Raw genomic sequence first — 19,692 nt, 5'->3', positions numbered from 1 at the left:
GGGAGCGACCTCCTCACAGGGGGAGACGGTGTCCGTGTCGACGCTTCACGGTGTCCGTGTCGACAAGTCTATGACCGTACGGTCCGGGATTCCCGTCCTGCGCGGCGGCCGGCCCGCTGGGTGGCGGCGATGCACACGAGCACGGCCACCGCCGCGACCGGGGCCGCCGCCGAGATCTCCTCGCCGAGCAGGAGGAAGGACCACACGAGCGTCAGCAGCGGCTGGGCGAGCTGGAGCTGACTGGCCCGGGCGACCCCGATCGCCGCCATGCCCCGGTACCAGACGTACAGCCCGAGGAAGGTCGACCCGGCGGCGACCCAGACCAGGCCGATGACACCGTGGGCGTTCAGGTGCACGGGTTCGAGCGGCAGGGCGACCAGGCTGCCCGCCACCGCGAGCGGCAGGCACAGGACCAGGGCCCAGCCGACCACCTGCCATCCCGGCATCTCCCGGGCCAGCCGGCCGCCCTCGGTGTACCCGGCCGCGCACACGAGCAGCGCGCCGAACAGATACAGGTCGCCGGAGGCGAGCGCCCCGCCGCTCTGCTGCACGGTGAAGGCGATCACCACGGCCGCCCCGGCGAGGGCCGCGACCCAGAACGTGCGCGACGGCCGCTCCCCGGTGCGCAGCGCCCCGAGCGCCGCCGTGGTCAGCGGCAGCAGGCCCACGACCACGGCCGCGTGCGAGGTGGTGGAGGTCTGCAGGGCCAGCGTCGTCAGCAGCGGGAAGCCCACCACCACCCCGCCCCCGACGACCGCGAGCCCGGCCCAGTGCCGCCGCTCGGGCGGCGGCACCCGCCCGGCCAGCAGCATCGCGCCCGCGATCAGGGCGGCGAGCACACTGCGCAGGGCGACCAGCGACCAGGGGCCGAAGCTCTCCAGGCCCCAGGCCGTGCCCGGGAAGGTGAGCGAGAACGCCACGACGCCGAGCCCGGCGAGCACAGTGCCGCCCCGGCCGGCCGAGGGCCCCGGCGCGGTCGGGCGGCTCGCGGACGCGCTCCCGGTCGCGTCCCGGGCGCTGCTCCGGATCGCGGTCCGGGCCGTGTTCGCCGGGCTCGCCGCGTTCGGCGTGGTCGCGGAAGCGGTACGAGGAGTGGTGGCCGGCTCGGCGACCGCTATCGATGAAGGCGGGGTAGCGCTATCCTGTGCTCTCATGCAAGAGCGTAGCAGCGTCGCCGAACTGGTCACTTCCCTGCGGGCCGAGCTCAACCGCTACTCACCCGGTGGAAAGCTGCCGTCCAGTCGTGCACTCGTCGAACGGTTCCGGGTCAGCCCCGTCACCGTCTCCCGCGCCATCGCCCAGCTCGCCGCCGAGGGGCTCGTCACGACCCGCCCCGGCTCCGGCGCCTTCCGCGCGCACCCCCGCACCGAACTGCCCGCCCCGGGCGACACGTCCTGGCAGGAGGTGTCGCTGAGCGGCGACGGCGGGCCCGAGGTGGTGCCGCGCACCGTCGACGCCTCCGGAGTCCTGGTCACCCTCGCCGCACCGCCGCCCGGTGTCATCGAGTTCAACGGCGGCTACCTCCACACCTCGCTCCAGCCCGAGCGGGCGCTCTCCGCGGCCCTGGCCCGCGCGGGCCGCCGACCGGGCGCCTGGGGCCGCCCCCCGACGGACGGGCTGCCCGAACTGCGGTCCTGGTTCGCCCGCGAGATCGGCCCCGCCGTCTCCGCCGCCGACGTCCTGATCACCGCGGGCGGCCAGAGCGCCCTGGCCACCGCCCTGCGCGCGCTCGCCCCGCCCGGCGCCCCGGTCCTCGTGGAGTCGCCCACCTACCCCGGGATGCTCGCCGCCGCCCGCGCCACCGGACTGCGCCCCGTCCCGGTGCCGATGGACGCCGACGGAGTCCGCCCCGAACTGCTCGCCGACGCGTTCCGGGCCACCGGCGCCCGGGTCTTCGTCACCCAGCCGCTCTTCCAGAACCCCACCGGGGCCACCCTCGCGCCCGCCCGCCGCCCCGAGGTGCTGGCCATCGCCCGTGCGGCCGGGGCGTTCGTCGTCGAGGACGACTTCGCCCGCCGGCTCGTCCACGACGACGCCGGACCGCTCCCCGTACCGCTGGCCGCCGACGATCCCGACGGCGTCGTGGTCCACGTCTGCTCGCTGACCAAGGTCACCTCGCCCAGCCTCCGGGTCGGCGCCCTGGCCGCCCGGGGCCCGGTGCTGGAACGACTGCGGGCCATCCAGGTCGTCGACAGCTTCTTCGTGCCCCGCCCGCTCCAGGAAGCCGCCCTGGAACTCGTCGGCTCCCCGTCCTGGGGCCGCCACCTGGCCGCCGTCGCCACGGAGCTGGGGCACCGCCGTACGACCATGGCGGCGGCCATCGCCGGCGAGCTGCCGGAACTCACGCTGCCGCACCTCCCGGCGGGCGGCGGCAGCCTCTGGCTCCGGCTCCCGGGCGGCGGCGCGGGAGCGGGCGCCGACGAGCCGGCCGTCGTCTCGGCCGCGCTGCGCGCCTCGGTCGCCGTCGCCCCCGGCCGCCCCTACTTCTGCGCCGAACCCCCGGCCGGACACATCCGTCTGAGCTTCGCCGGGGTCTCCGGAGCAGCCGAGATCGCGGAGGGCGTCCGCCGCCTCCGTACCGCTTTCGACGGCCTCCCGGACAGCTGAACGCGGCGCCCGGCACCCAGGCCCTCTTGACACCGGCGCTCGACCGGCCGGCTGGCACGATGCAGCCCGCCACACGCTCCCGTCGCCGCCGCCCTGCTACTGCTCGCCCAGCGCAGCGCGACGCCCTCGGCTTCGCGCCGATGGCTCAACCAGCCCTGCGCGACTCGACGACGACCGTGGCTCTGGCTCGCCGACCCGCGCAGCGCCCCGCACGGCGGCGAGTCGATGCTCGGCTTCATCGGGCGGGTGGGCGGCTGGCTGGACACCCGCCCGGCCGACGACGGCCTCGTCGTCGTCCCGCCGCCGCCGCCGAACGCCCCGCCCTCCGCGCGAACCGACGTCCGCCCGCTGCTCACGCTGACCGGCCCCGCGCAGCCGCTGGAGGCCACCGCGGGTCGCCCGTCGCCGCCGGCCGCCCGCTGCCCGGCCCGCCGTTCCTCCCTCCGGTCGTCCGCCCTTCCCTCCGGTCCGACCAGTCGGTACGTTGCGGGGGCATCCGGTTCCGGTGTCCGCCGCCGGAGCCGCGTCCACCACGAGGGAGGCCCCGTGTCGCAGATCCACGGCCACTGCGACGACCGGTTCGCCGGGGTCCGGGACGCCTTCGAGGAGAACTTCACCGACCGCGGCGAACTGGGCGCAGCGGTGACCGTCCTGGTCGACGGCGCACCGGTGGTCGACCTGTGGGGCGGCTGGGCCGACGCCGCCCGCACCCGCCCCTGGGAGCGGGACACCGTGGTCAACGTCTGGTCCACCGGCAAGGGCCCGACCGCGCTCTGCGCCCATGTCCTGGCCGACCGGGGCCTGCTCGACCCAGGGCCTCTCGTTCGGATCATGTCGGGCTCGCGGGGTCCGGCACGCGCATCTGCGGCGTTGTCGTCAATCACCAACTTCCCCAAGCTCTCGACTTCGCTCGAGCAGGGGAGGCCCCATCGGCGTTGCCTCAATCCTCCGCCTTGCAGCTGCACGCACCGGACCCCGCTCCCTGATCCGACCTGATCCAAACGAAAGGCCCTGGACGCCCCGGTCGCCGCCTACTGGCCGGAGTTCGCCGTGAACGGCAAGGAGTCCGTCCTCGTACGCCACCTCCTCTCGCACCGCTCCGGAGTGGCCGGGCCCGACACCCCGCTCACCCTGGAGGAGCTGTACGACTGGGAGACGGCCTGCGCCCGGCTCGCCGCCACCGCACCCTGGTGGGAGCCGGGAACCCGATCCGGCTACCACGCGATCAGTTACGGATTCCTCGTCGGCGAAGTGGTCCGCCGGATCACCGGGCTGCGGCCCGGGGCGTTCCTCCGGCAGGAGATCACCGGCCCGCTCGGCATCGACTTCACCTTCGGCCTCCCGGAGAGCGAGACCCACCGGCTCGCCGAACTCGTCCAGGAACGCTCCGACCGGGCCGCCCAGGCGGCCCTCCTGGAGCGGATGACCCCGGTCGCCGTCGCCTCCCTGCTCAACCCGCCCGCGTCGGCGAAGGACAGGGGGCCTGCCGCGACCTCGTCCTCGGCGACGGCTTCGACCACGAGACGGAGCTCGGCCTCGGCCTCTGGCTGAGCGGTGCGAACCGCTCGTACGGCCCCGACCCGAGGGCGCTGGGCCACGACGGCGCGGGCGGTTCCTGCGGGCTGGCCGACCCGGATGCCTCCATCGCCCTCGGCTATGTCATGAACCGGATGGGCTCCCGGCTCGCCGACGACCCGCGCAAGACAGCCCTGGTGAAGGCCGTGTACGCGGCCCATCGGGGGGCCGCCGGAGGGTGAGCGGATCCCGGACGTCCGACGTGCCGACCCAACCCGGGTTTCACCTGCGGTTGCCAGGAATGTGAGGATGTCACCATGACAACCAAGGTCTACTTCGACATCACCATCAACGACGCCCCCGAGGGTCGGATCACGTTCAACCTGTTCGACGACGTCGTCCCCAAGACGACGGAGAACTTCCGCGCGCTCGCCACCGGCGAGAAGGGCTTCGGCTACGCCGGCTCGTCCTTCCACCGCGTCATCACGGACTTCATGCTCCAGGGCGGTGACTTCACCCGCGGTGACGGCACCGGCGGCAAGAGCATCTACGGCGAGAAGTTCGCCGACGAGAACTTCAAGCTCAAGCACGACCGTGTCGGCCTGCTCTCGATGGCCAACGCCGGCCCGAACACCAACGGTTCGCAGTTCTTCATCACCACGGTGCTCACCCCGTGGCTGGACGGCAAGCACGTGGTCTTCGGCGAGGTCGCCGACGAGGACAGCATGAAGCTCGTCCGCAAGATCGAGGCGCTCGGCTCCGGCAGCGGCCGCACCAGCGCCAAGGTCACCATCGCCGAGTCCGGCGTCCTCTGACCGACCCGGTCGTCCGACGGGCCCGTGGCAGGGCCGTTCCCCCGACGTACGCGTCGGCGGAACGGCCGGCCGCGGGCCCGCGGCATGTTCCGGCCGTTTCCGTGGTGTCCGCCCCCGCGATCGGGCAGTATTTGAGATGTCCACGACGGGGGGAACGACGATGCGACGCACCGAAGCCGCACGGGAGCTCGGCGGATTCGTCCGCGAACACCGCACCGACGGCGGCAGACGGCTACGACTGGCCGGCGCCCTGCTGGTCACGGGCGTCGTCGGCCTCGCCTTCGGGGTGCCCGTGACCATCGCCTCCATCGGCACCACCGACGGCGCGCCCGAACTGGCGGGTCTGCTGCTCGGGGTGGGGCTGGTCGGGCTAAGTCTCGGCGTCTGGCGCCTCATGCAGGCCCTGCGCACCCGGGAGCAGTCCTTCGACGTCCACGAGCGGGGGCTGACCCACCGGCTCGCGGGCACCGCCACCCTGATTCCCTGGACGGACATCGAGGGGATCGGGTCCGCCTCGGCCGAGGACGGGCGCCCGCTGGCCGAGGCCCGGGGGATGGGCTTCCGCTTCGCCATCGAACTACGGAACGAGCGGAAGATCCGGGTGGACACGTTCACCGAGGACGCACGGGAACTGGCCGAGACGATTCACCGCGCGGTCAGCCTCGGCGAGTTTCCGCGGGGCCGGGGCCGGAGGCCCTGACAGCGGGCCGCCCTGACAGCGCGCCGGGGACCTACTGCTGATCGCCGGACTGAGCGGCCCGCTCGGCGTTGCGCTCCTTGATGCGAGCGGCTTCCTTACGCACCTCGGCCTGGGTGGCGCGCTCCTTCTGGAGCCACTCGGGCATCTCGTCCTTGAGCGCGTCGATCTGCTCGGTGGTGAGCGGCTCGGTGACCCCGCCGCGGGCGAGCCCCGCGATGGAGATGCCGAGCTTCGACGCGACGACCGGGCGGGGGTGCGGACCGGTGCGGCGCAGCTCCACCAGCCAGGCGGGCGGGTCGGTCTGGAGGGCGTTGAGCTCGGTGCGGGAGACGGCACCCTCCTGGAAATCGGCGGGGGTGGCCTGGAGGTACACACCCAGCTTCTTCGCCGCCGTGGCGGGCTTCATGGTCTGGGCGGTCTTGTGCGACGTCATGGGTCCAGGGTATCGACCATGGGACATACCTCCGACCACCTGCCGGTAGCCTGGTTCCGTGACAGGCTCGGACATCCCCTCATCCTTCAGGCTCGCGTACGTTCCCGGCGTGACGCCCACCAAGTGGGTGAGGGTCTGGCACGAGCGGCTGCCCGACACCTCCCTGGAGCTCGTCCAGGCCACCGCCGCCGAAGCGCCGGACCTGCTGGCGGGCCGTGACGCCGACGCCGGTCTCGTACGGCTCCCGGTCGACCGGAACGTCCTGAGCGCGATCCCGCTCTACACCGAGACGACCGTCGTCGTGATCCCCAAGGACCATGTCGTGACCGCCGCCGAAGAGGTGGCGCTCGCCGAGCTGGCCGACGAGATCGTGCTGCATCCGCTGGACGACGTACTCGACTGGGAGACCCTGCCCGGCCGCCCCGCCGTCGAGCGCCCGGCGACCACGGCGGACGCGATCGAGCTGGTGGCGGCGGGCATCGGCGTCCTCCTCGTCCCGCAGTCCCTGGCCCGCCTCCACCACCGCAAGGACCTCACCTACCGCCCGGTCCCGGACGCCCCCGAGTCGCGCGTCGCCCTGTCCTGGCCCCAGGCGGAGGAAACCCCCGACCTGGTGGAGGAGTTCATCGGGATCGTCCGGGGGCGCACCGTCAACAGCACCCGCGGCCGCGCGGCCGCCCCGGCGAAGGCCAAGGAAAAAGCCACGGACAAGGCCAAGGCCAGGAGCAAGCGGGCCGGCGGCGGATCGGGCAGCGGATCGGGCGGTGCCCGGAACAAGCCCGCGGCGGGCAGGAAGCCGCAGTCGGGCGGCCGGGCCGGCGGCCAGAGCGGCAAGCGCGGAAAGCCGCGGGGCCGGTAGCGCGTCCGGATCCGCACCGTAACGCCACCCCACGGCGGTCGACTCGTTGACCGGGCAACCGCCGTATGCAGGGGAGCGTCCGTCCGATGCCGAACATCCGCCGACCGATGCCGAACTCCGGCAGCCTGTCGCAGAGCACCCGCGGCCTGTTGCCGGGCACCCGCAGCCCTTCGCCGGGCACGCGCACATCGTCGCCGGGCACCCGCAGGCCATGGCCAGGCGTGCGCAGCACCCGGAGCCTCGGCCTCGTCGGGATGGTGCTCATCGCCGTGGCCTTCGCCGGACTCCAGCTGACGGCGGTCACCGGACGCGCCTCGCCCGACACGAAGAACTACCTCTCCTACGCCCTGAGTCTGAGCGGCGAGAGCCGCGAGGAAGCGGGCCGCCGGGCCATCGGCTACTCCTGCGCCAGCGGGCAGCACGGGCCCCTGGACTCCATCCCCTGGACCAGCCGGAAGGCCGCGGGCGAGTCGGAGGAGCAGTGCGTGCGCCGGCTCACCGACTCGGTCGCGTACTGGTCCCGCCACGGCAACACCTCAGGGATGACCGCCCCGTTCGCCAACCAGCGGTTCATGGCCATCTTCGAGGCCCGGCCCGGCTATCCGCTGTTCCTGGTCCCCTTCGTGACCGTGTTCGGCGCCACCTGGGGCCTCTGGCTCGCCGGGCTCGTCGTCGCGCTGGCCGGCAGCGTCTGCGTGCTGCTCACCCTCCGCGCCGCGGGCGCCTCCCGACGCGCCGGTCTGGCCGGGCAGGCCCTGTACCTGGCCCTGCCCACCGGCACCGTGGCCATGAACCCCCTGAGCGACGGGCTCTCCCTGGCGCTCGGCACGGCGGTCCTCCTCGGCTGCGTGCTAATGCTGCGGGACCGGCCCCGCACCGGCGCGGCGCTCGTCGCGGGCGGCCTGGCCCTGATGTTCCTCGTCCGGTACTCGCAGGCACTTCTGCTGGCGGCCGCTCTCGCGGGAGTCTTCCTGGCCTGGTCCGGGTGGCTGCGGCTGAAGCGGCGGCGGCCCACTCCCGTACTGCGGGCGGCCGGACTGTGCGGGGTGCTGGCGGCGGCCGTCTACGCCGGGGCGCATCTGCTGTCCTGGCCCATGGGCCAGGACAGCGCCCAGGATCTGCTGACCCACCACTACCAGCGCCCCGATCTGCCCGACCCCTGGCCCGAGTTCTTCGTCCAGGAGCGGGTCTTCTGGACGGCGTGGCTCCGGCGTCAGGCCACCTACCCGGTCCTTCCGGTCCTGCTCGCGCTCTCGGCCTGGGCGCTGCTGCTGCGGCGCTCCGTGGTACTGCCCGTGGCCCTGGCGGCGGGGGCGGCGGGCCTCCTCAACCAGGCGGGCCACCCGAACCTCGACCAGCTCATCGGCCACCGCCTCATCGTGTTCGTCTGGCTGCTGCCCGTCCTGGCGGTCCCGCTGCTCCTGGACCGGCCGGTCGCACCCGCCTCCGCGTCCGGGCGAGGGCCGTCACCCGACGTCGCGGAGCCGGAGAACGTACGCGGCGGTCAACGCGACGGCGCGGTCGGCGTCGGCCAGCAGCTCCCCGAGGGCACGTGAGGCAGCCGCCCCCGGGACGCCCGCCAGCGCCTGGGCCAGCCGCCCGCGCGCCGACGCGGAGGTGGTGTCGTGGGCGAGGGGGGCGACGAGCGCGGCCGTGATCCGGTCCGCCGCCGCTTCGTCGCCGGCCAGCACGCTCAGCGCGTCGGCCGCGTCGGTGTCGTTCCTTCCGGCCACGACCATGTCGACGAGCTCCGGGACGACGTCCGCCTCGCCCCGTGTCCCGAGCGCCAGGGCGGCGTGGCCGCGGACCACGGCATCGGGATGCGCGAGGGCGTCCCGCAACAGCGCGGTGGCCTCGCCGCCGGGCATCTCGGCGAGTGACCGGACGGCACGCTCCCGCACGGCGGCCTCCCGTGAGCCGAGCCCCCGGGCCAGCAGCGCCGGGCCGCCGCCGCCCGCTCGGGCCAGCGCCCATCGGAGAGCCCCGGCCACGTTCGGGTCGCTCTCGCCGAGCGCCGCCTCGGCCAGGGCCTCCACCGGAACCTCGGCGACCGGGGCGAGGGCCGCGCGCTGGCGTGCGTCGGCGTTCTTCGACCCCAGGGCGCCCAGGAGTGTGACGACCTGGAGGACGTCCTCCCAGCCGGCCGGATCCGTGGCATGGACCCGGCGCAGCCGCGTGAGCAACTCGGTCTCCGCCGCGATGCGTTCGCGCGTCCGGCGGATGAGGTCGTCGACGAGCGCGGACGGTGTGAAGCCGGGATCGTCGAGAGCACGCCCGATCTCGCGCAGCGACAGCCCCATCGCCCGCAGGCTCTCGACGTGGAAGATCCGCCGGATGTCCGCCCCGGAGTACTCCCGGTAGCCGGACCCGGTGCGGCCCGAGGGCCGCACCAGACCGAGCGACTCGTAGTGCCGGAGCATCCGGGCACTGACCCCGGACCGCCGCGCGACCTCACCGATCAGCACGCGTTACGGCCCTTCCCCGCCGGAGCGCCTGACAGCCGGGGCCCCCTCGGAGCCACCGGCCTCACCGGCTCACCGGCCTCACCGGCCTTACCGGCCTCACCGAACTCGCCGGAACCGCTGGCCTCACCGGCCTCGCCTGAGCTGCCGCCGGAACCGGCGCCGGAACCCCCGGCCTCACCGGAACCGGCGCCGAGGGCGACGACCCGCTTCGCCTCCTCCAGCGCGAACGTGAATCCGGCGTCCGGGTCGCGCAGCAGCCGATCCGTGGCGAGCGCATGCGCGCGTACCCGCGGGTCGGGGTCCTTCGCCGCGGCGGCCAGAGCCGACGCCATCGCGTCCCCGAGCGCGATCAGCGCCCGGCTGAGGCTCAGCCGGGTCTCCGGCCCGCCGCGCCCGAGCTGCGTCGCCAGCAGCGCGCCCAACGCAAACTCCTCCTCTTCCGGTACGAGCACGACCGCCGCCCGCCAGGCGCTCCGCGCCACTTCGTCGTCGGCGTCGGTCAGGAGCGCCCGGGTGATCGCCGGCCACGCCCGCCGGTCCCCGATCTTGGACAGCGTGTGCAGCGCCTGACTCCGCGCCGACGCCCGCTCCGAGCGGACCTCGCCGAGCAGCCGGGGAAGCGTGACGGACACCGGGTGACGGGTGAGAGCCCAGGTGAGCATGTCCCGGACGAAGAAGTCGGGCTCGACGGCGCTCCGCTCGACGAGCTTGTCGACGAAACGGGGGTCCGGCGTCGTGCCGACGGCCAGCGCGGCCCGCAGCCGTACGGCCGGACGACCGTCCTCCAGCCCGCGAAGCGCCCGTACCGCGCCGGCGTCCGCTCCCGTACCTGCGCTCGTGCCCCTGCCCGCGCCCGTGTCGTGTCCCGTGACCGTCATCGAGAGCACCTCCTCGACCAGCAGTGAAAAGCTTGTCACCGTGTCAAGGTCAAACCGGAGCGCCCGGCCCCCGGCTCAGGGTCCGCGCCAGACGTTGGCGAAGGCCGTGTTCTCGATGGTCCGCCGCTGGCGTACGGCCTCCAGCTCCATCACCGCTTCATGGACGGTGGCGACCACGGCCGTGACCGTCTCGTCGTCGAGGCGGATCTCGTCGTCATCGGACCCGGCGCCGTCGAGACCCACGGCCGACGCGAGGGAGGCCAGAACGGGGTCGCCCTCCTCCCGGCGGGCGAGGGCACGGCGGCGGGCGGGGGTGTCCACCAGTTCCACCTGCTTCGGACCGAAGGGCAGCAGACCGCTCCGCTTCTGCGTGAGCTCGCCGTCACGTTCCAGCGCGTCCTGGTAGGCGGCCGAGAGATCCCGGCCGCGGCGCCACAGCCAGTCCTCGATCCGCTCGTAGGGCGGTTGCCGGGTGAGCCCCGCCGTGGCCTCGCCGAGCAGCCGGTCGTCCGGCGCCGACGAACCGCCCGGCACGATGAGGTCGCCGTCCACGGTGATGGTTCCCGCACCGATGAGATCGAGGAGTTCGGCTCCCGCGAGGGCGAGCGACAGGTCGCCCTGCCCCACGGTGTGCTCCGGCTCCGGGTCCATGGCGATGATGAACAGGTCTTTCGCCGTGGTCATGTACGGCTCCCCTCAGAGGCATCGACAGAGCGGGGCCCCGCCGCCGCCCCGGCCGGGAGCCGGTTCGGCGGCGAGGCGACTGCTACGACCAGTATCGCCCCCGCCCGCCCCACGGCCTCGGCGGCAGCCGAGCCGGAGCCGAAGAAGTCGATGGCCGTGGACCGGAGCGAACCCTAGGCTGAGCCGATGAGCCACGGGAAAACGTCGTACGTCTGTCTCTCCTGCCGGGTGTCGTACAAGCAGCCCTACGACCGGACGAGGCAGCGGAACTGCCCGAACTGCGCGGAGCCGATGATCCACGCCGGATCGGCGTTCGCGGCGCCGCGGCGGCGGGACATCGCGGCATGGCGGGCCCTCACAGTGCTGCTCAACGCGGGCGTGGGATTTCACAAGAGCTGCTGCGGCGGGCCCGGGTTCCGGCCCCGGGGGCTGCGTGAGGTGCGCGAGCGGATGACATACGCACAGCGCAGCGGTACGCCGGTGGCCAAGGCGCTCGTCCGGTACAACGTGCCGTAGTGAGCGGGGCCGGGGTTGCGGACCTGCCGGCGGGAGGCCTCCGGCGAACCGGGTGACCTCGGACGATGACGGGTCCGGCCCGGATCAGCTCCGGATCATGGATGGTCACTCAGTGTGTCATTATGTGCACGCAACGTAGCCATGCCGTCGCTTCGGCGACCCCTCAGAAGGATTTCCCCCGTGCGCTTTCGCTCCGCCCTCCCCGCCGCTCTCGGCGCCGCACTGCTCCTCGCCGCCGTTCCCTCTTCCGCCTCGGCCGCCGAGGGGCAGTTCCGCTACGACTACGTGACCGTCGAGGGGTACGAGGCGACCGGCTTCCTGAACAGCCCGCCGAGCGGCCGGTGTGTCAACCTCCCGGGCGTCGGCCCGGAGAACCCCGAGCCCGGGCACTCGCCGAAGAACCGCACGGATGCCTGGGCTCAGGTCTTCACCGACGCCGACTGCGAGGGCGACTCCTTCCCCCTCCGTCCGCACACCGGCGGGGCATCGGAGCGGCTGAAGGTGCGTTCGGTTCTCTTCCTCTGATTCTCTGATCTCTCTGACGCATCGCCATGCGCACTGCTGCCCGGGCCGAGCGGCTCCGGGCAGCACGTCCTCGTAGGCGTCATGGCGCCGCGTCCGCCCGGTCCTTCGCCTGCGGGACGGCTGTCTCTCGCTCCTCCCCGGTCCGCCGCTTCGGCGAGTCCCGCCCACGCGTACGGTCCATCTCGCGCCACTCCGGCCGCAGTCCGGCCAGATGCGTGGTGAGGAAGTACACGGCTCCGCCGGCGATCAGCACCGGTGTCAGCCCGGCGGCGGTCACCGCCGCTCCGGCGATCAGCCCGCCGAGCGGGATACCGGACCAGGCCAGCGAGTCGCCGAGGGCGTTGACGCGACCCAGCATCCGGCGCGGCACCCGTTCGACGAGGACGGCCCCCAGCACGGGGTTGACGAACCCGGCGCCGAACCCGCTGAGCGCGAAGACCGCCAGGACCGCCCCCAACGGGGCATCGAGGGCGAGGACCAGGAATCTCGGCGCCCCGGCCAGCAGGAACCCGGCGAGGACCACCACCCGCCGCCGCAACCGGTGCGCGACCGCCGCGGCGATCAGGCTCCCGCCGACCCCGGCGGCCCCCATCACGCTACCCATCAGGCCGCTCGCGGCCGGCCCGTTGCCGGACTGCCTGGCCCGGACGGGCACGCGTGTTCGCGAAGAACCCTTTGCGAAGAACTTTCTACGATGGCCGAAGTGCGCTGAGGTTCAGCGCCGTTCACCGCGGTTCGTTCGCGATACGCCCGGCCGTTAGGGTCGCTCGCGTGACTACCGCGATCGTTGTCGGCAGTGGGCCCAACGGGCTCGCCGCCGCTGTCGTCCTCGCCCGTTCGGGGGCCCGGGTCACCGTGCTGGAGGCGGCCGACGAGATCGGCGGCGGCACCCGCTCGGGCGAGGCCGTCATGCCGGGGCTGCTGCACGACCACTGCTCGGCCATCCACCCGATGGCAGCCGGATCGGCGTTCCTGCGGAGCCTCGATCCGGAGCGGCACGGGTTGATCTGGCGTCGGCCGGAGATCGACTGTGTCCACCCGCTCGACGGCGGCGAGGCCGGCGTGCTGCACCGCTCGGTGGAGGAGACGGCGGCCGGGCTCGGCCGGGACGGCTCCCGCTGGCGACTGGCGTTCGCCGGGCCCGCGGCCCGCTTCGACCTGCTGGCCGAGGACGTCATGGGGCCGCTGCTGCGCCTGCCCGGGCACCCGCTCGCCCTGGCGCGGTTCGGTCTGCCGGCCCTGCTGCCGGCCTCGGCCGTCGCGCGCCTGTTCACCACCGAGCGCGGCCGGGCGTTGTTCGGCGGGGTGGCGGCGCACGCGTTCCGGCCGCTGCACCACCCGCTCTCCGCCGCCATCGGCCTGGGCATCATCACCGCCGGGCACCGACACGGCTGGCCGGTCGCCGCCGGCGGATCGCGGTCGATCGCGGCGGCGCTGGCCTCGGCCCTCGCCGAACACGGCGGCACGATCGAGACCGGCGTCGAGGTACGGCGCGTACAGGATCTGCCACCCGCCGACATCACGATGTTCGACCTCGCGCCGCGCGCCGTCGCCGACATCGTCGGCGACCGGCTGCCCGCCCGTGTCGCCCGCGCCTACCGGCGCTTCCGGCACGGACCGGGCGCCTTCAAGGTCGACTTCGCGGTCGAGGGCGGCGTCCCGTGGACGAACCCGGACGCCCGTCGGGCCGGCACGGTCCATCTCGGCGGCCCGTACGCCGAGACCGCCGCCGCCGAACGGGACGTCCACGCGGGCCGCATGCCCGAGCGCCCGTTCGTCCTCGTGGGCCAGCAGTACCTCGCCGACCCCCGGCGCTCCGTCGGCGACATCCACCCCGTCTACAGCTACGCGCACGTGCCCCACGGCTACACCGGGGACGCGACCGGAGCGGTGATCGACCGGATCGAACGGTTCGCCCCCGGATTCCGGGACCGCGTCGTCGGCCACGTGGCGCGATCCACCACGGCCATGCACGCCCACAACCCCAACTACGTGGGCGGCGACATCGTCACCGGCGCCAAGGACCCGCGCCAACTGGTCCTCGGGCCGCGGTCGACGCTCTCCCCGTACGACACCGGTGTCCCCGGCATGTACATCTGCTCGGCCGCCACCCCGCCAGGGCCGGGCGCGCACGGCATGTGCGGCGCCAACGCGGCGGAGGCGGCCCTGCGCCACCTCACCCGTCGGCCCCGCGACCGGTAACCTGGCCGTACAGCCACCCCGCGCGGGCGGCTGTACGGCGGTGGGGCCCGCCGTAACCAACCGCAGCCGCAACCGTCGTCGGCCGCCAACGGTCCCTGCCTGACACTTCCGCGCGCCCGCGCACGGACCGGCCGATCAGGTAGGAGCCTGAACACGTGCACCCCGACCGCCCCGAACACCACACCCCGCCCACCGGCAGGCAGGCCGAACCGGTCGACCCGGACACCGCCGTCGGCCCGTGGCCGCCCGCGAAGGCGCCCGGCCCGAAGCGCCGTCAGGGCGAGATCCTCGCCGCCATCGCGGCCGGCGGCGTCATCGGCGCCTGCGCCCGCTACGGCGCCACCCTGATCTGGCCCGCCGCCCCCACCGCGTTCCCCTGGACCGTCTTCTGGATCAACGTCTCCGGCTGCGCCGCCATGGGCGTCCTGATGGTCCTGATCACCGAACGCTTCACCGCCCACCCCCTGACCAGGCCGTTCCTCGGCACCGGCGTCCTGGGCGGCTACACCACCTTCTCCACCGCCACCCTCGACACCCAGCGCCTCCTCGACCACGGCCGGCACGCCACCGGCCTGCTGTACGCGGCGGCGACCCTGACGGCCGCGTTCGCCGCGGTCTGGGCCGCCGCCGCCCTCACCCGCCTCGTCGTCCTCCCGCGCACGGGTGCGGAGCGGGGGCGCTCATGAACTGGCTGATGGTCATCGCCGGGGCGATCGTCGGGGCCCCGCTGCGCTATCTCACCGACCGCGCCGTCCAGGCCCGCCACACCACCGTCTTCCCGTGGGGCACCTTCACCGTCAACATCGCCGCCTGCGCCGGACTCGGCTTCCTCACCGGCGCCGCCACCGCCACCACCGTGCCCGCCGCGCTCCAGCACCTGATCGGCCCCGGCCTGTGCGCGACGCTCAGCACCTACTCGACGTTCTCCTTCGAGAGCATGCGCCTGGCCGAGACCGGCGCGAAGTACTTCGCCGCCGCCAACGCCGTCGTCAGCGTCGTCGCCGGCCTCGGCACCGCGTACCTCGCCACCGCCCTCGCCACCACCCTTCTGACCTGACGACGGAACGCACCCGCCCCACCTGAAAGCGCTTTGCATAAAAGTGCGTCGATGCGTATAGTCATGCCATCGATCAGGAGGGTTACCGATGGTGGTACGAGCAGCAGTGGCAGGGGCGAGCGGATACGCCGGCGGGGAGCTGCTCCGCCTTCTGCTGGCGCACCCCGAGGTCGAGATCGGCGCCCTCACCGGGCACTCCAACGCCGGGCAGGCGCTCGGGTCGCTCCAGCCGCATCTGCGGCCGCTGGCCGACCGGGTGCTGGAGCCCACCACCGCCGAGGTGCTCGCCGGTCATGACGTCGTCTTCCTGGCGCTTCCGCACGGGCAGTCCGCCGCCGTCGCCGAGCAGCTCGGGGACGAGGTCCTCGTCGTCGACATGGGGGCCGACTTCCGGCTCAAGGACGCCGGTGACTGGGAGACGTTCTACGGGTCCCCGCACGCCGGGACCTGGCCCTACGGGCTGCCCGAGCTGCCGGGCGGGCGGGCCGCGCTCGCCGGGGTGCGGCGGATCGCCGTGCCGGGGTGCTACCCGACCGCCGTCTCGCTCGCGCTCTTCCCCGCGTACGAGGCCGGTATCGCCGAGCCGGAGGCCGTCATCGTCGCCGCGTCGGGCACCTCGGGTGCGGGCAAGGCGGCCAAGCCGCATCTGCTCGGCTCCGAGGTGATGGGCAACATGACCCCGTACGGCGTCGGCGGCGGGCACCGCCACACGCCCGAGATGATCCAGAACCTCAGCGCCGCCGCCGGTGAGCCGGTCTCCGTCTCCTTCACGCCGACCCTCGCGCCCATGCCGCGCGGCATCCTCGCCACGTGCAGCGCGAAGGCGAAGCCCGGCGTGAGCGCGGAGAGCCTGCGCGCGGTGTACGGGAAGGCGTTCGCGGACGAGCCGTTCGTGGACCTCCTGCCCGAGGGGCAGTGGCCCGCCACCGCCGCGGTGTACGGCTCCAACGCCGTACAGGTCCAGGTCGCCCACGACCCGGCCGCCGGACGGATCGTGGTCATCTGCGCCATCGACAATCTCGCCAAGGGCACCGCGGGCGGCGCCCTGCAGAGCATGAACATCGCCCTCGGGCTCCCCGAGGACACAGGTCTCACGACGATCGGAGTTGCACCGTGAGCGTCACGGCAGCACAGGGGTTCTCGGCGGCGGGCATCGCCGCGGGAATCAAGGAGAGCGGAAACCCGGACCTGGCCCTCGTGGTCAACAACGGGCCGCGCCGCGCCGCCGCGGGCGTCTTCACCTCCAACCGCGTCAAGGCCGCCCCGGTGCTCTGGTCGGAGCAGGTCCTCAAGGGCGGCGAGGTCACCGCCGTCGTCCTCAACTCCGGTGGCGCCAACGCCTGTACGGGCCCCCAGGGCTTCCAGGACACCCACGCCACGGCCGAGAAGGTCGCCGAGGTGCTGGACGGCCACAGTGCGGGAGAAGTAGCCGTCGCCTCCACCGGGCTCATCGGCATCCTGCTCCCCATGGACAAGCTCCTCCCCGGCATCGAGCAGGCCGCCGCCGCGCTCAGCGAGCACGGCGGTGAGAAGGCCGCCATCGCCATCAAGACCACCGACACCGTGCACAAGACGGCCGTCGCGGGCGGCGAGGGCTGGACCGTCGGCGGCATGGCCAAGGGCGCCGGCATGCTCGCCCCGGGCCTCGCCACCATGCTCGTCGTCCTCACCACCGACGCGGATGTGGAAGCCCCCGCACTGGACGCCGCACTCCGCGACGCCACCCGGACCACCTTCGACCGGGTCGACTCCGACGGCTGCATGTCCACCAACGACACCGTGCTGCTCCTCGCCTCCGGCGCCAGCGGCATCACCCCGGAGCAGGACGCGTTCGCCGAAGCCGTACGGACCGTCTGCGACGACCTCGCCCGGCAGCTCATCGGCGACGCCGAGGGCGCCTCCAAGGACATCCGGATCGAGGTGATCAACGCGGCCACCGAGGACGACGCCGTCGAGGTCGGCCGCTCCATCGCCCGCAACAACCTCCTCAAGTGCGCCATCCACGGCGAGGACCCCAACTGGGGCCGTGTCCTCTCCGCCATCGGCACGACGAAGGCGGCCTTCGAGCCGGACCAGCTCAACGTCGCCATCAACGACGTCTGGGTCTGCAAGAACGGCGGCGTGGGGGAGGACCGCGACCTCGTCGACATGCGCTACCGGGAGGTCAAGGTCACCGCCGACCTGGCCGCGGGCACCGAGTCCGCCGTCATCTGGGCCAACGACCTCACCGCGGACTACGTCCACGAGAACAGCGCGTACAGCTCATGAGCGCCGCGCGGAAGCACACCGCACTCCCGAAGGCGCAGATCCTCATCGAGGCGCTGCCCTGGCTGACCCGGCACAACGGCAAGACCGTCGTCATCAAGTTCGGCGGCAACGCCATGATCGACGAGGAGCTGAAGGCCGCCTTCGCCCAGGACGTCGTCTTCCTGCGGCACGCCGGCCTCAAGCCCGTCGTCGTGCACGGCGGCGGCCCCCAGATCAGCGCCCAGCTCGACAAGCAGGGCCTGGTCAGCGAGTTCAAGGCCGGGCTGCGCGTCACCACCCCCGAGGCGATGGACGTCGTCCGGATGGTGCTCGCCGGACAGGTCCAGCGCGAGCTGGTCGGCCTCCTCAACCAGCACGGCCCCCTCGCCGTCGGCATGACCGGCGAGGACGCCCACACCATCACCGCCACCCAGCACCGGCCCACCATCGACGGCGAGTCCGTCGACATCGGCCGGGTCGGCGAGATCACCGCCATCGACACCGGGGCCATCCAGGCGCTGCTGGACGACGGCCGCATCCCGGTCGTCTCCTCCATCGCCCGCTCCGCCGACGACCACCACGTCTACAACGTCAACGCCGACACCGCGGCCGCCGCGCTCGCCGCCGCCCTGAACGCCGAGACGCTGATGGTCCTCACCGATGTCGAGGGCCTCTACGAGGACTGGCCCAACAGCGACGACGTCATCAGCCGGCTCACCGCGAGCCAGCTGGAGAAGCTGCTGCCCGAGCTGTCCAGCGGCATGGTCCCCAAGATGCAGGGCTGCCTCCACGCCGTGCGCAACGGCGTCGAGACCGCCCGGGTCATCGACGGCCGGGTCCAGCACTCGATCCTGCTGGAGATCTTCACCGACGAGGGCATCGGCACCATGGTCGTGCCGGACGCCCCCATCGACGTACACGCAGCCGACGTACACGCAGGGCCTGAACAGGGGGCATCATGACCGGCACCGGAGCCGATACCGGACTCCCCTCGCGCTGGCAGGACGCGCTGATGGACAACTACGGCACGCCCCGCCTGCCGCTCGTCCGCGGCGAAGGCGCGTACGTCTGGGACGAGGACGGCACCCGCTACCTCGACTTCGTCGGCGGCATCGCGGTCAACGCCCTCGGCCACGCCCACCCCGCCGTCGTCGAGGCCGTCTCCACCCAGATCGCCTCCCTCGGCCACGTATCGAACCTGTTCATCGCCGAGCCGCCCGTCGCGCTCGCCGAACGGCTGCTCCAGCTGTTCGGCCGTCAGGGCCGGGTCTTCTTCGCCAACTCCGGCGCGGAGGCCAACGAGGCCGCCTTCAAGATCGGCCGGCTCACCGGGCGCACCCACATGGTCGCGACCGACGGCGGCTTCCACGGCCGGACCATGGGCGCGCTCGCGCTGACCGGACAGCCGGGGAAGCAGGAGCCGTTCCGGCCGCTGCCCGGCGATGTCACGCATGTGCCGTACGGAGACGTGGCCGCCCTGCGCGCGGCCGTCACCACCGACACCGCCCTGGTCATCATCGAGCCGGTGCAGGGCGAGAACGGTGTCGTCGTCCCGCCCAAGGGCTATCTGGAGGCCGCCCGCGAGATCACCCGGGCGACCGGGACCCTCCTCGTCCTCGACGAGGTACAGACCGGTATCGGCCGCTGCGGCCAGTGGTTCGAGCACCAGGCCCACCAAGGCGTCGAGCCCGACATCGTCACCCTCGCCAAGGGCCTCGGCGGCGGTCTGCCGATCGGCGCGACCGTCGCCTTCGGCCCGGCCGCCGACCTGCTGAAGCCCGGTCACCACGGCACCACCTTCGGCGGCAACCCGGTCGCCTGCGCCGCCGGACTCGCCGTCATCGACACCCTCGCGGCCGACGGCGCGCTCGACGAGGTCAAGCGGCTCGGCGAGAAGATCCGCGACGGCGTGGAGGCACTGGGACACCCGCTGGTCTCCCATGTCCGCGGCAGCGGCCTGCTGCTGGGTATCGTGCTCACCGGACCCCTCGCACCGCAGGTGCAGCAGGCGGCCCAGGGAGCCGGCCTCCTGGTGAACGCGCCCGCCCCCGATGTCGTACGGCTCATGCCGCCGCTGATCATCGGTGACGCGGAGGTGGACGCGTTCCTGGAGATCCTGCCGAGCGCTCTCGACGCGGCACACGGGGACGGACGATCCGGAGCATGACCCTCCGGAGAATGAGGCGACG

19 protein-coding genes and 3 pseudogenes are annotated in these 19,692 nt (G+C 73.4%); 16 read left to right on the top strand and 6 right to left on the bottom strand.

The genetic code is table 11. The features are described from left to right. Window positions 1-68 precede the first annotated feature (68 nt). Window positions 69-1,154, bottom strand: a complete 1,086-nt coding sequence (locus KV381_RS05520) for a DMT family transporter (RefSeq protein WP_030632284.1) — start codon at window positions 1,152-1,154, stop codon at window positions 69-71. On the opposite strand from KV381_RS05520, the gene KV381_RS05515 reads away from it, so the two are divergent. The 5 genes and pseudogenes from KV381_RS05515 (at window position 1,153) to KV381_RS05490 (ending at window position 5,637) form a co-directional block, all read left to right on the top strand. After that, complete coding sequence (locus KV381_RS05515) at window positions 1,153-2,607, top strand: PLP-dependent aminotransferase family protein (protein WP_030632281.1); 1,455 nt, start codon at window positions 1,153-1,155, stop codon at window positions 2,605-2,607. The two genes, KV381_RS05520 and KV381_RS05515, sit on opposite strands and share 2 nt — an antisense overlap. 546 nt (window positions 2,608-3,153) lie before the next feature. Then, a pseudogene (locus KV381_RS05505) lies at window positions 3,154-3,417 on the top strand (serine hydrolase domain-containing protein); the annotation flags it as partial. 201 nt (window positions 3,418-3,618) lie between these two features. Further along, window positions 3,619-4,364 (top strand): annotated as a pseudogene (locus KV381_RS05500) (serine hydrolase domain-containing protein); the annotation flags it as partial. A gap of 75 nt (window positions 4,365-4,439) precedes the next feature. Further along, window positions 4,440-4,937 carry a peptidylprolyl isomerase gene (locus KV381_RS05495; protein ID WP_030088386.1) on the top strand — a complete coding sequence of 166 codons (498 nt, stop codon included), beginning with the start codon at window positions 4,440-4,442 and terminating at the stop codon, window positions 4,935-4,937. Between the two features lie 160 nt (window positions 4,938-5,097). After that, window positions 5,098-5,637 (top strand): hypothetical protein, encoded by a 540-nt coding sequence (locus tag KV381_RS05490; RefSeq protein ID WP_030088388.1) that lies wholly within the window; start codon window positions 5,098-5,100, stop codon window positions 5,635-5,637. A 31-nt stretch (window positions 5,638-5,668) separates the two neighbouring features. On the opposite strand, the gene KV381_RS05485 is transcribed toward KV381_RS05490, so the two are convergent. After that, window positions 5,669-6,070, bottom strand: coding sequence for a DUF5997 family protein (locus KV381_RS05485; protein ID WP_030088390.1), 402 nt, complete (start codon window positions 6,068-6,070; stop codon window positions 5,669-5,671). A gap of 58 nt (window positions 6,071-6,128) precedes the next feature. Between KV381_RS05485 and KV381_RS05480 the strand changes: the two genes are divergently transcribed. Together KV381_RS05480 and KV381_RS05475 are read left to right on the top strand one after the other, a co-directional pair. Then, window positions 6,129-6,929, top strand: a complete 801-nt coding sequence (locus KV381_RS05480; RefSeq protein ID WP_030632280.1) for a LysR family substrate-binding domain-containing protein — start codon at window positions 6,129-6,131, stop codon at window positions 6,927-6,929. A 254-nt stretch (window positions 6,930-7,183) separates the two neighbouring features. Continuing rightward, window positions 7,184-8,485, top strand: a complete 1,302-nt coding sequence (locus KV381_RS05475; protein WP_032787547.1) for a glycosyltransferase family 39 protein — start codon at window positions 7,184-7,186, stop codon at window positions 8,483-8,485. On the opposite strand, the gene KV381_RS05470 is transcribed toward KV381_RS05475, so the two are convergent. Genes KV381_RS05470 through KV381_RS05460 form a run of 3 tightly spaced genes read right to left on the bottom strand, consistent with a single transcriptional unit; the run spans window position 8,396 to window position 10,956 of the window. Then, window positions 8,396-9,394 carry a MerR family transcriptional regulator gene (locus KV381_RS05470; protein ID WP_030632274.1) on the bottom strand — a complete coding sequence of 333 codons (999 nt, stop codon included), beginning with the start codon at window positions 9,392-9,394 and terminating at the stop codon, window positions 8,396-8,398. The two genes, KV381_RS05475 and KV381_RS05470, sit on opposite strands and share 90 nt — an antisense overlap. Beyond that, window positions 9,388-10,311: a HEAT repeat domain-containing protein gene (locus tag KV381_RS05465; RefSeq protein WP_373460985.1), complete on the bottom strand. Its 924-nt coding sequence runs from the start codon at window positions 10,309-10,311 to the stop codon at window positions 9,388-9,390. Before KV381_RS05465 ends, KV381_RS05470 begins: the two co-directional genes overlap by 7 nt. 36 nt (window positions 10,312-10,347) lie before the next feature. Further along, window positions 10,348-10,956 (bottom strand): GPP34 family phosphoprotein, encoded by a 609-nt coding sequence (locus tag KV381_RS05460; protein ID WP_030632267.1) that lies wholly within the window; start codon window positions 10,954-10,956, stop codon window positions 10,348-10,350. 186 nt (window positions 10,957-11,142) lie between these two features. Between KV381_RS05460 and KV381_RS05455 the strand changes: the two genes are divergently transcribed. Both KV381_RS05455 and KV381_RS05450 read left to right on the top strand, forming a co-directional pair. Next, window positions 11,143-11,472, top strand: coding sequence for a hypothetical protein (locus KV381_RS05455; protein ID WP_030632264.1), 330 nt, complete (start codon window positions 11,143-11,145; stop codon window positions 11,470-11,472). 180 nt (window positions 11,473-11,652) lie between these two features. Further along, window positions 11,653-11,997 (top strand): hypothetical protein, encoded by a 345-nt coding sequence (locus KV381_RS05450; RefSeq protein ID WP_030088408.1) that lies wholly within the window; start codon window positions 11,653-11,655, stop codon window positions 11,995-11,997. Between the two features lie 79 nt (window positions 11,998-12,076). On the opposite strand, the pseudogene KV381_RS05445 reads toward KV381_RS05450, so the two are convergent. After that, window positions 12,077-12,652: pseudogene (locus KV381_RS05445) on the bottom strand (MFS transporter); the annotation flags it as partial. Between the two features lie 116 nt (window positions 12,653-12,768). Between KV381_RS05445 and KV381_RS05440 the strand changes: the two are divergent. The 7 genes from KV381_RS05440 (at window position 12,769) to KV381_RS05410 (ending at window position 19,670) form a co-directional block, all read left to right on the top strand. Next, window positions 12,769-14,199 (top strand): NAD(P)/FAD-dependent oxidoreductase, encoded by a 1,431-nt coding sequence (locus tag KV381_RS05440; RefSeq protein WP_218784780.1) that lies wholly within the window; start codon window positions 12,769-12,771, stop codon window positions 14,197-14,199. A gap of 155 nt (window positions 14,200-14,354) precedes the next feature. Then, window positions 14,355-14,885 carry a CrcB family protein gene (locus KV381_RS05435; protein WP_218784778.1) on the top strand — a complete coding sequence of 177 codons (531 nt, stop codon included), beginning with the start codon at window positions 14,355-14,357 and terminating at the stop codon, window positions 14,883-14,885. After that, the gene (locus KV381_RS05430) at window positions 14,882-15,256 is read left to right on the top strand and encodes a CrcB family protein (protein ID WP_030088416.1); all 375 of its coding nucleotides are present in this window, start codon (window positions 14,882-14,884) and stop codon (window positions 15,254-15,256) included. Before KV381_RS05435 ends, KV381_RS05430 begins: the two co-directional genes overlap by 4 nt. Before the next feature lie 88 nt (window positions 15,257-15,344). Beyond that, window positions 15,345-16,373, top strand: coding sequence for an N-acetyl-gamma-glutamyl-phosphate reductase (gene argC, locus KV381_RS05425; RefSeq protein ID WP_030088419.1), 1,029 nt, complete (start codon window positions 15,345-15,347; stop codon window positions 16,371-16,373). Beyond that, window positions 16,370-17,524 (top strand): bifunctional glutamate N-acetyltransferase/amino-acid acetyltransferase ArgJ, encoded by a 1,155-nt coding sequence (gene argJ, locus KV381_RS05420; RefSeq protein ID WP_030088421.1) that lies wholly within the window; start codon window positions 16,370-16,372, stop codon window positions 17,522-17,524. The genes argC and argJ overlap by 4 nt, the downstream gene beginning before the upstream one ends. Further along, window positions 17,521-18,465 carry an acetylglutamate kinase gene (argB, locus tag KV381_RS05415; RefSeq protein ID WP_086778476.1) on the top strand — a complete coding sequence of 315 codons (945 nt, stop codon included), beginning with the start codon at window positions 17,521-17,523 and terminating at the stop codon, window positions 18,463-18,465. Before argJ ends, argB begins: the two co-directional genes overlap by 4 nt. Next, window positions 18,462-19,670 (top strand): acetylornithine transaminase, encoded by a 1,209-nt coding sequence (locus tag KV381_RS05410; protein ID WP_218784769.1) that lies wholly within the window; start codon window positions 18,462-18,464, stop codon window positions 19,668-19,670. Before argB ends, KV381_RS05410 begins: the two co-directional genes overlap by 4 nt. Window positions 19,671-19,692: the final 22 nt, after the last annotated feature.

The sequence above is a fragment of the Streptomyces sp. WY228 genome, from assembly GCF_019287315.1.
Classification (GTDB): domain Bacteria; phylum Actinomycetota; class Actinomycetes; order Streptomycetales; family Streptomycetaceae; genus Streptomyces; species Streptomyces caviscabies.
Note: the sequence above shows the minus strand (reverse complement) of the source record. Positions and strands in the feature narration are given on the sequence as shown.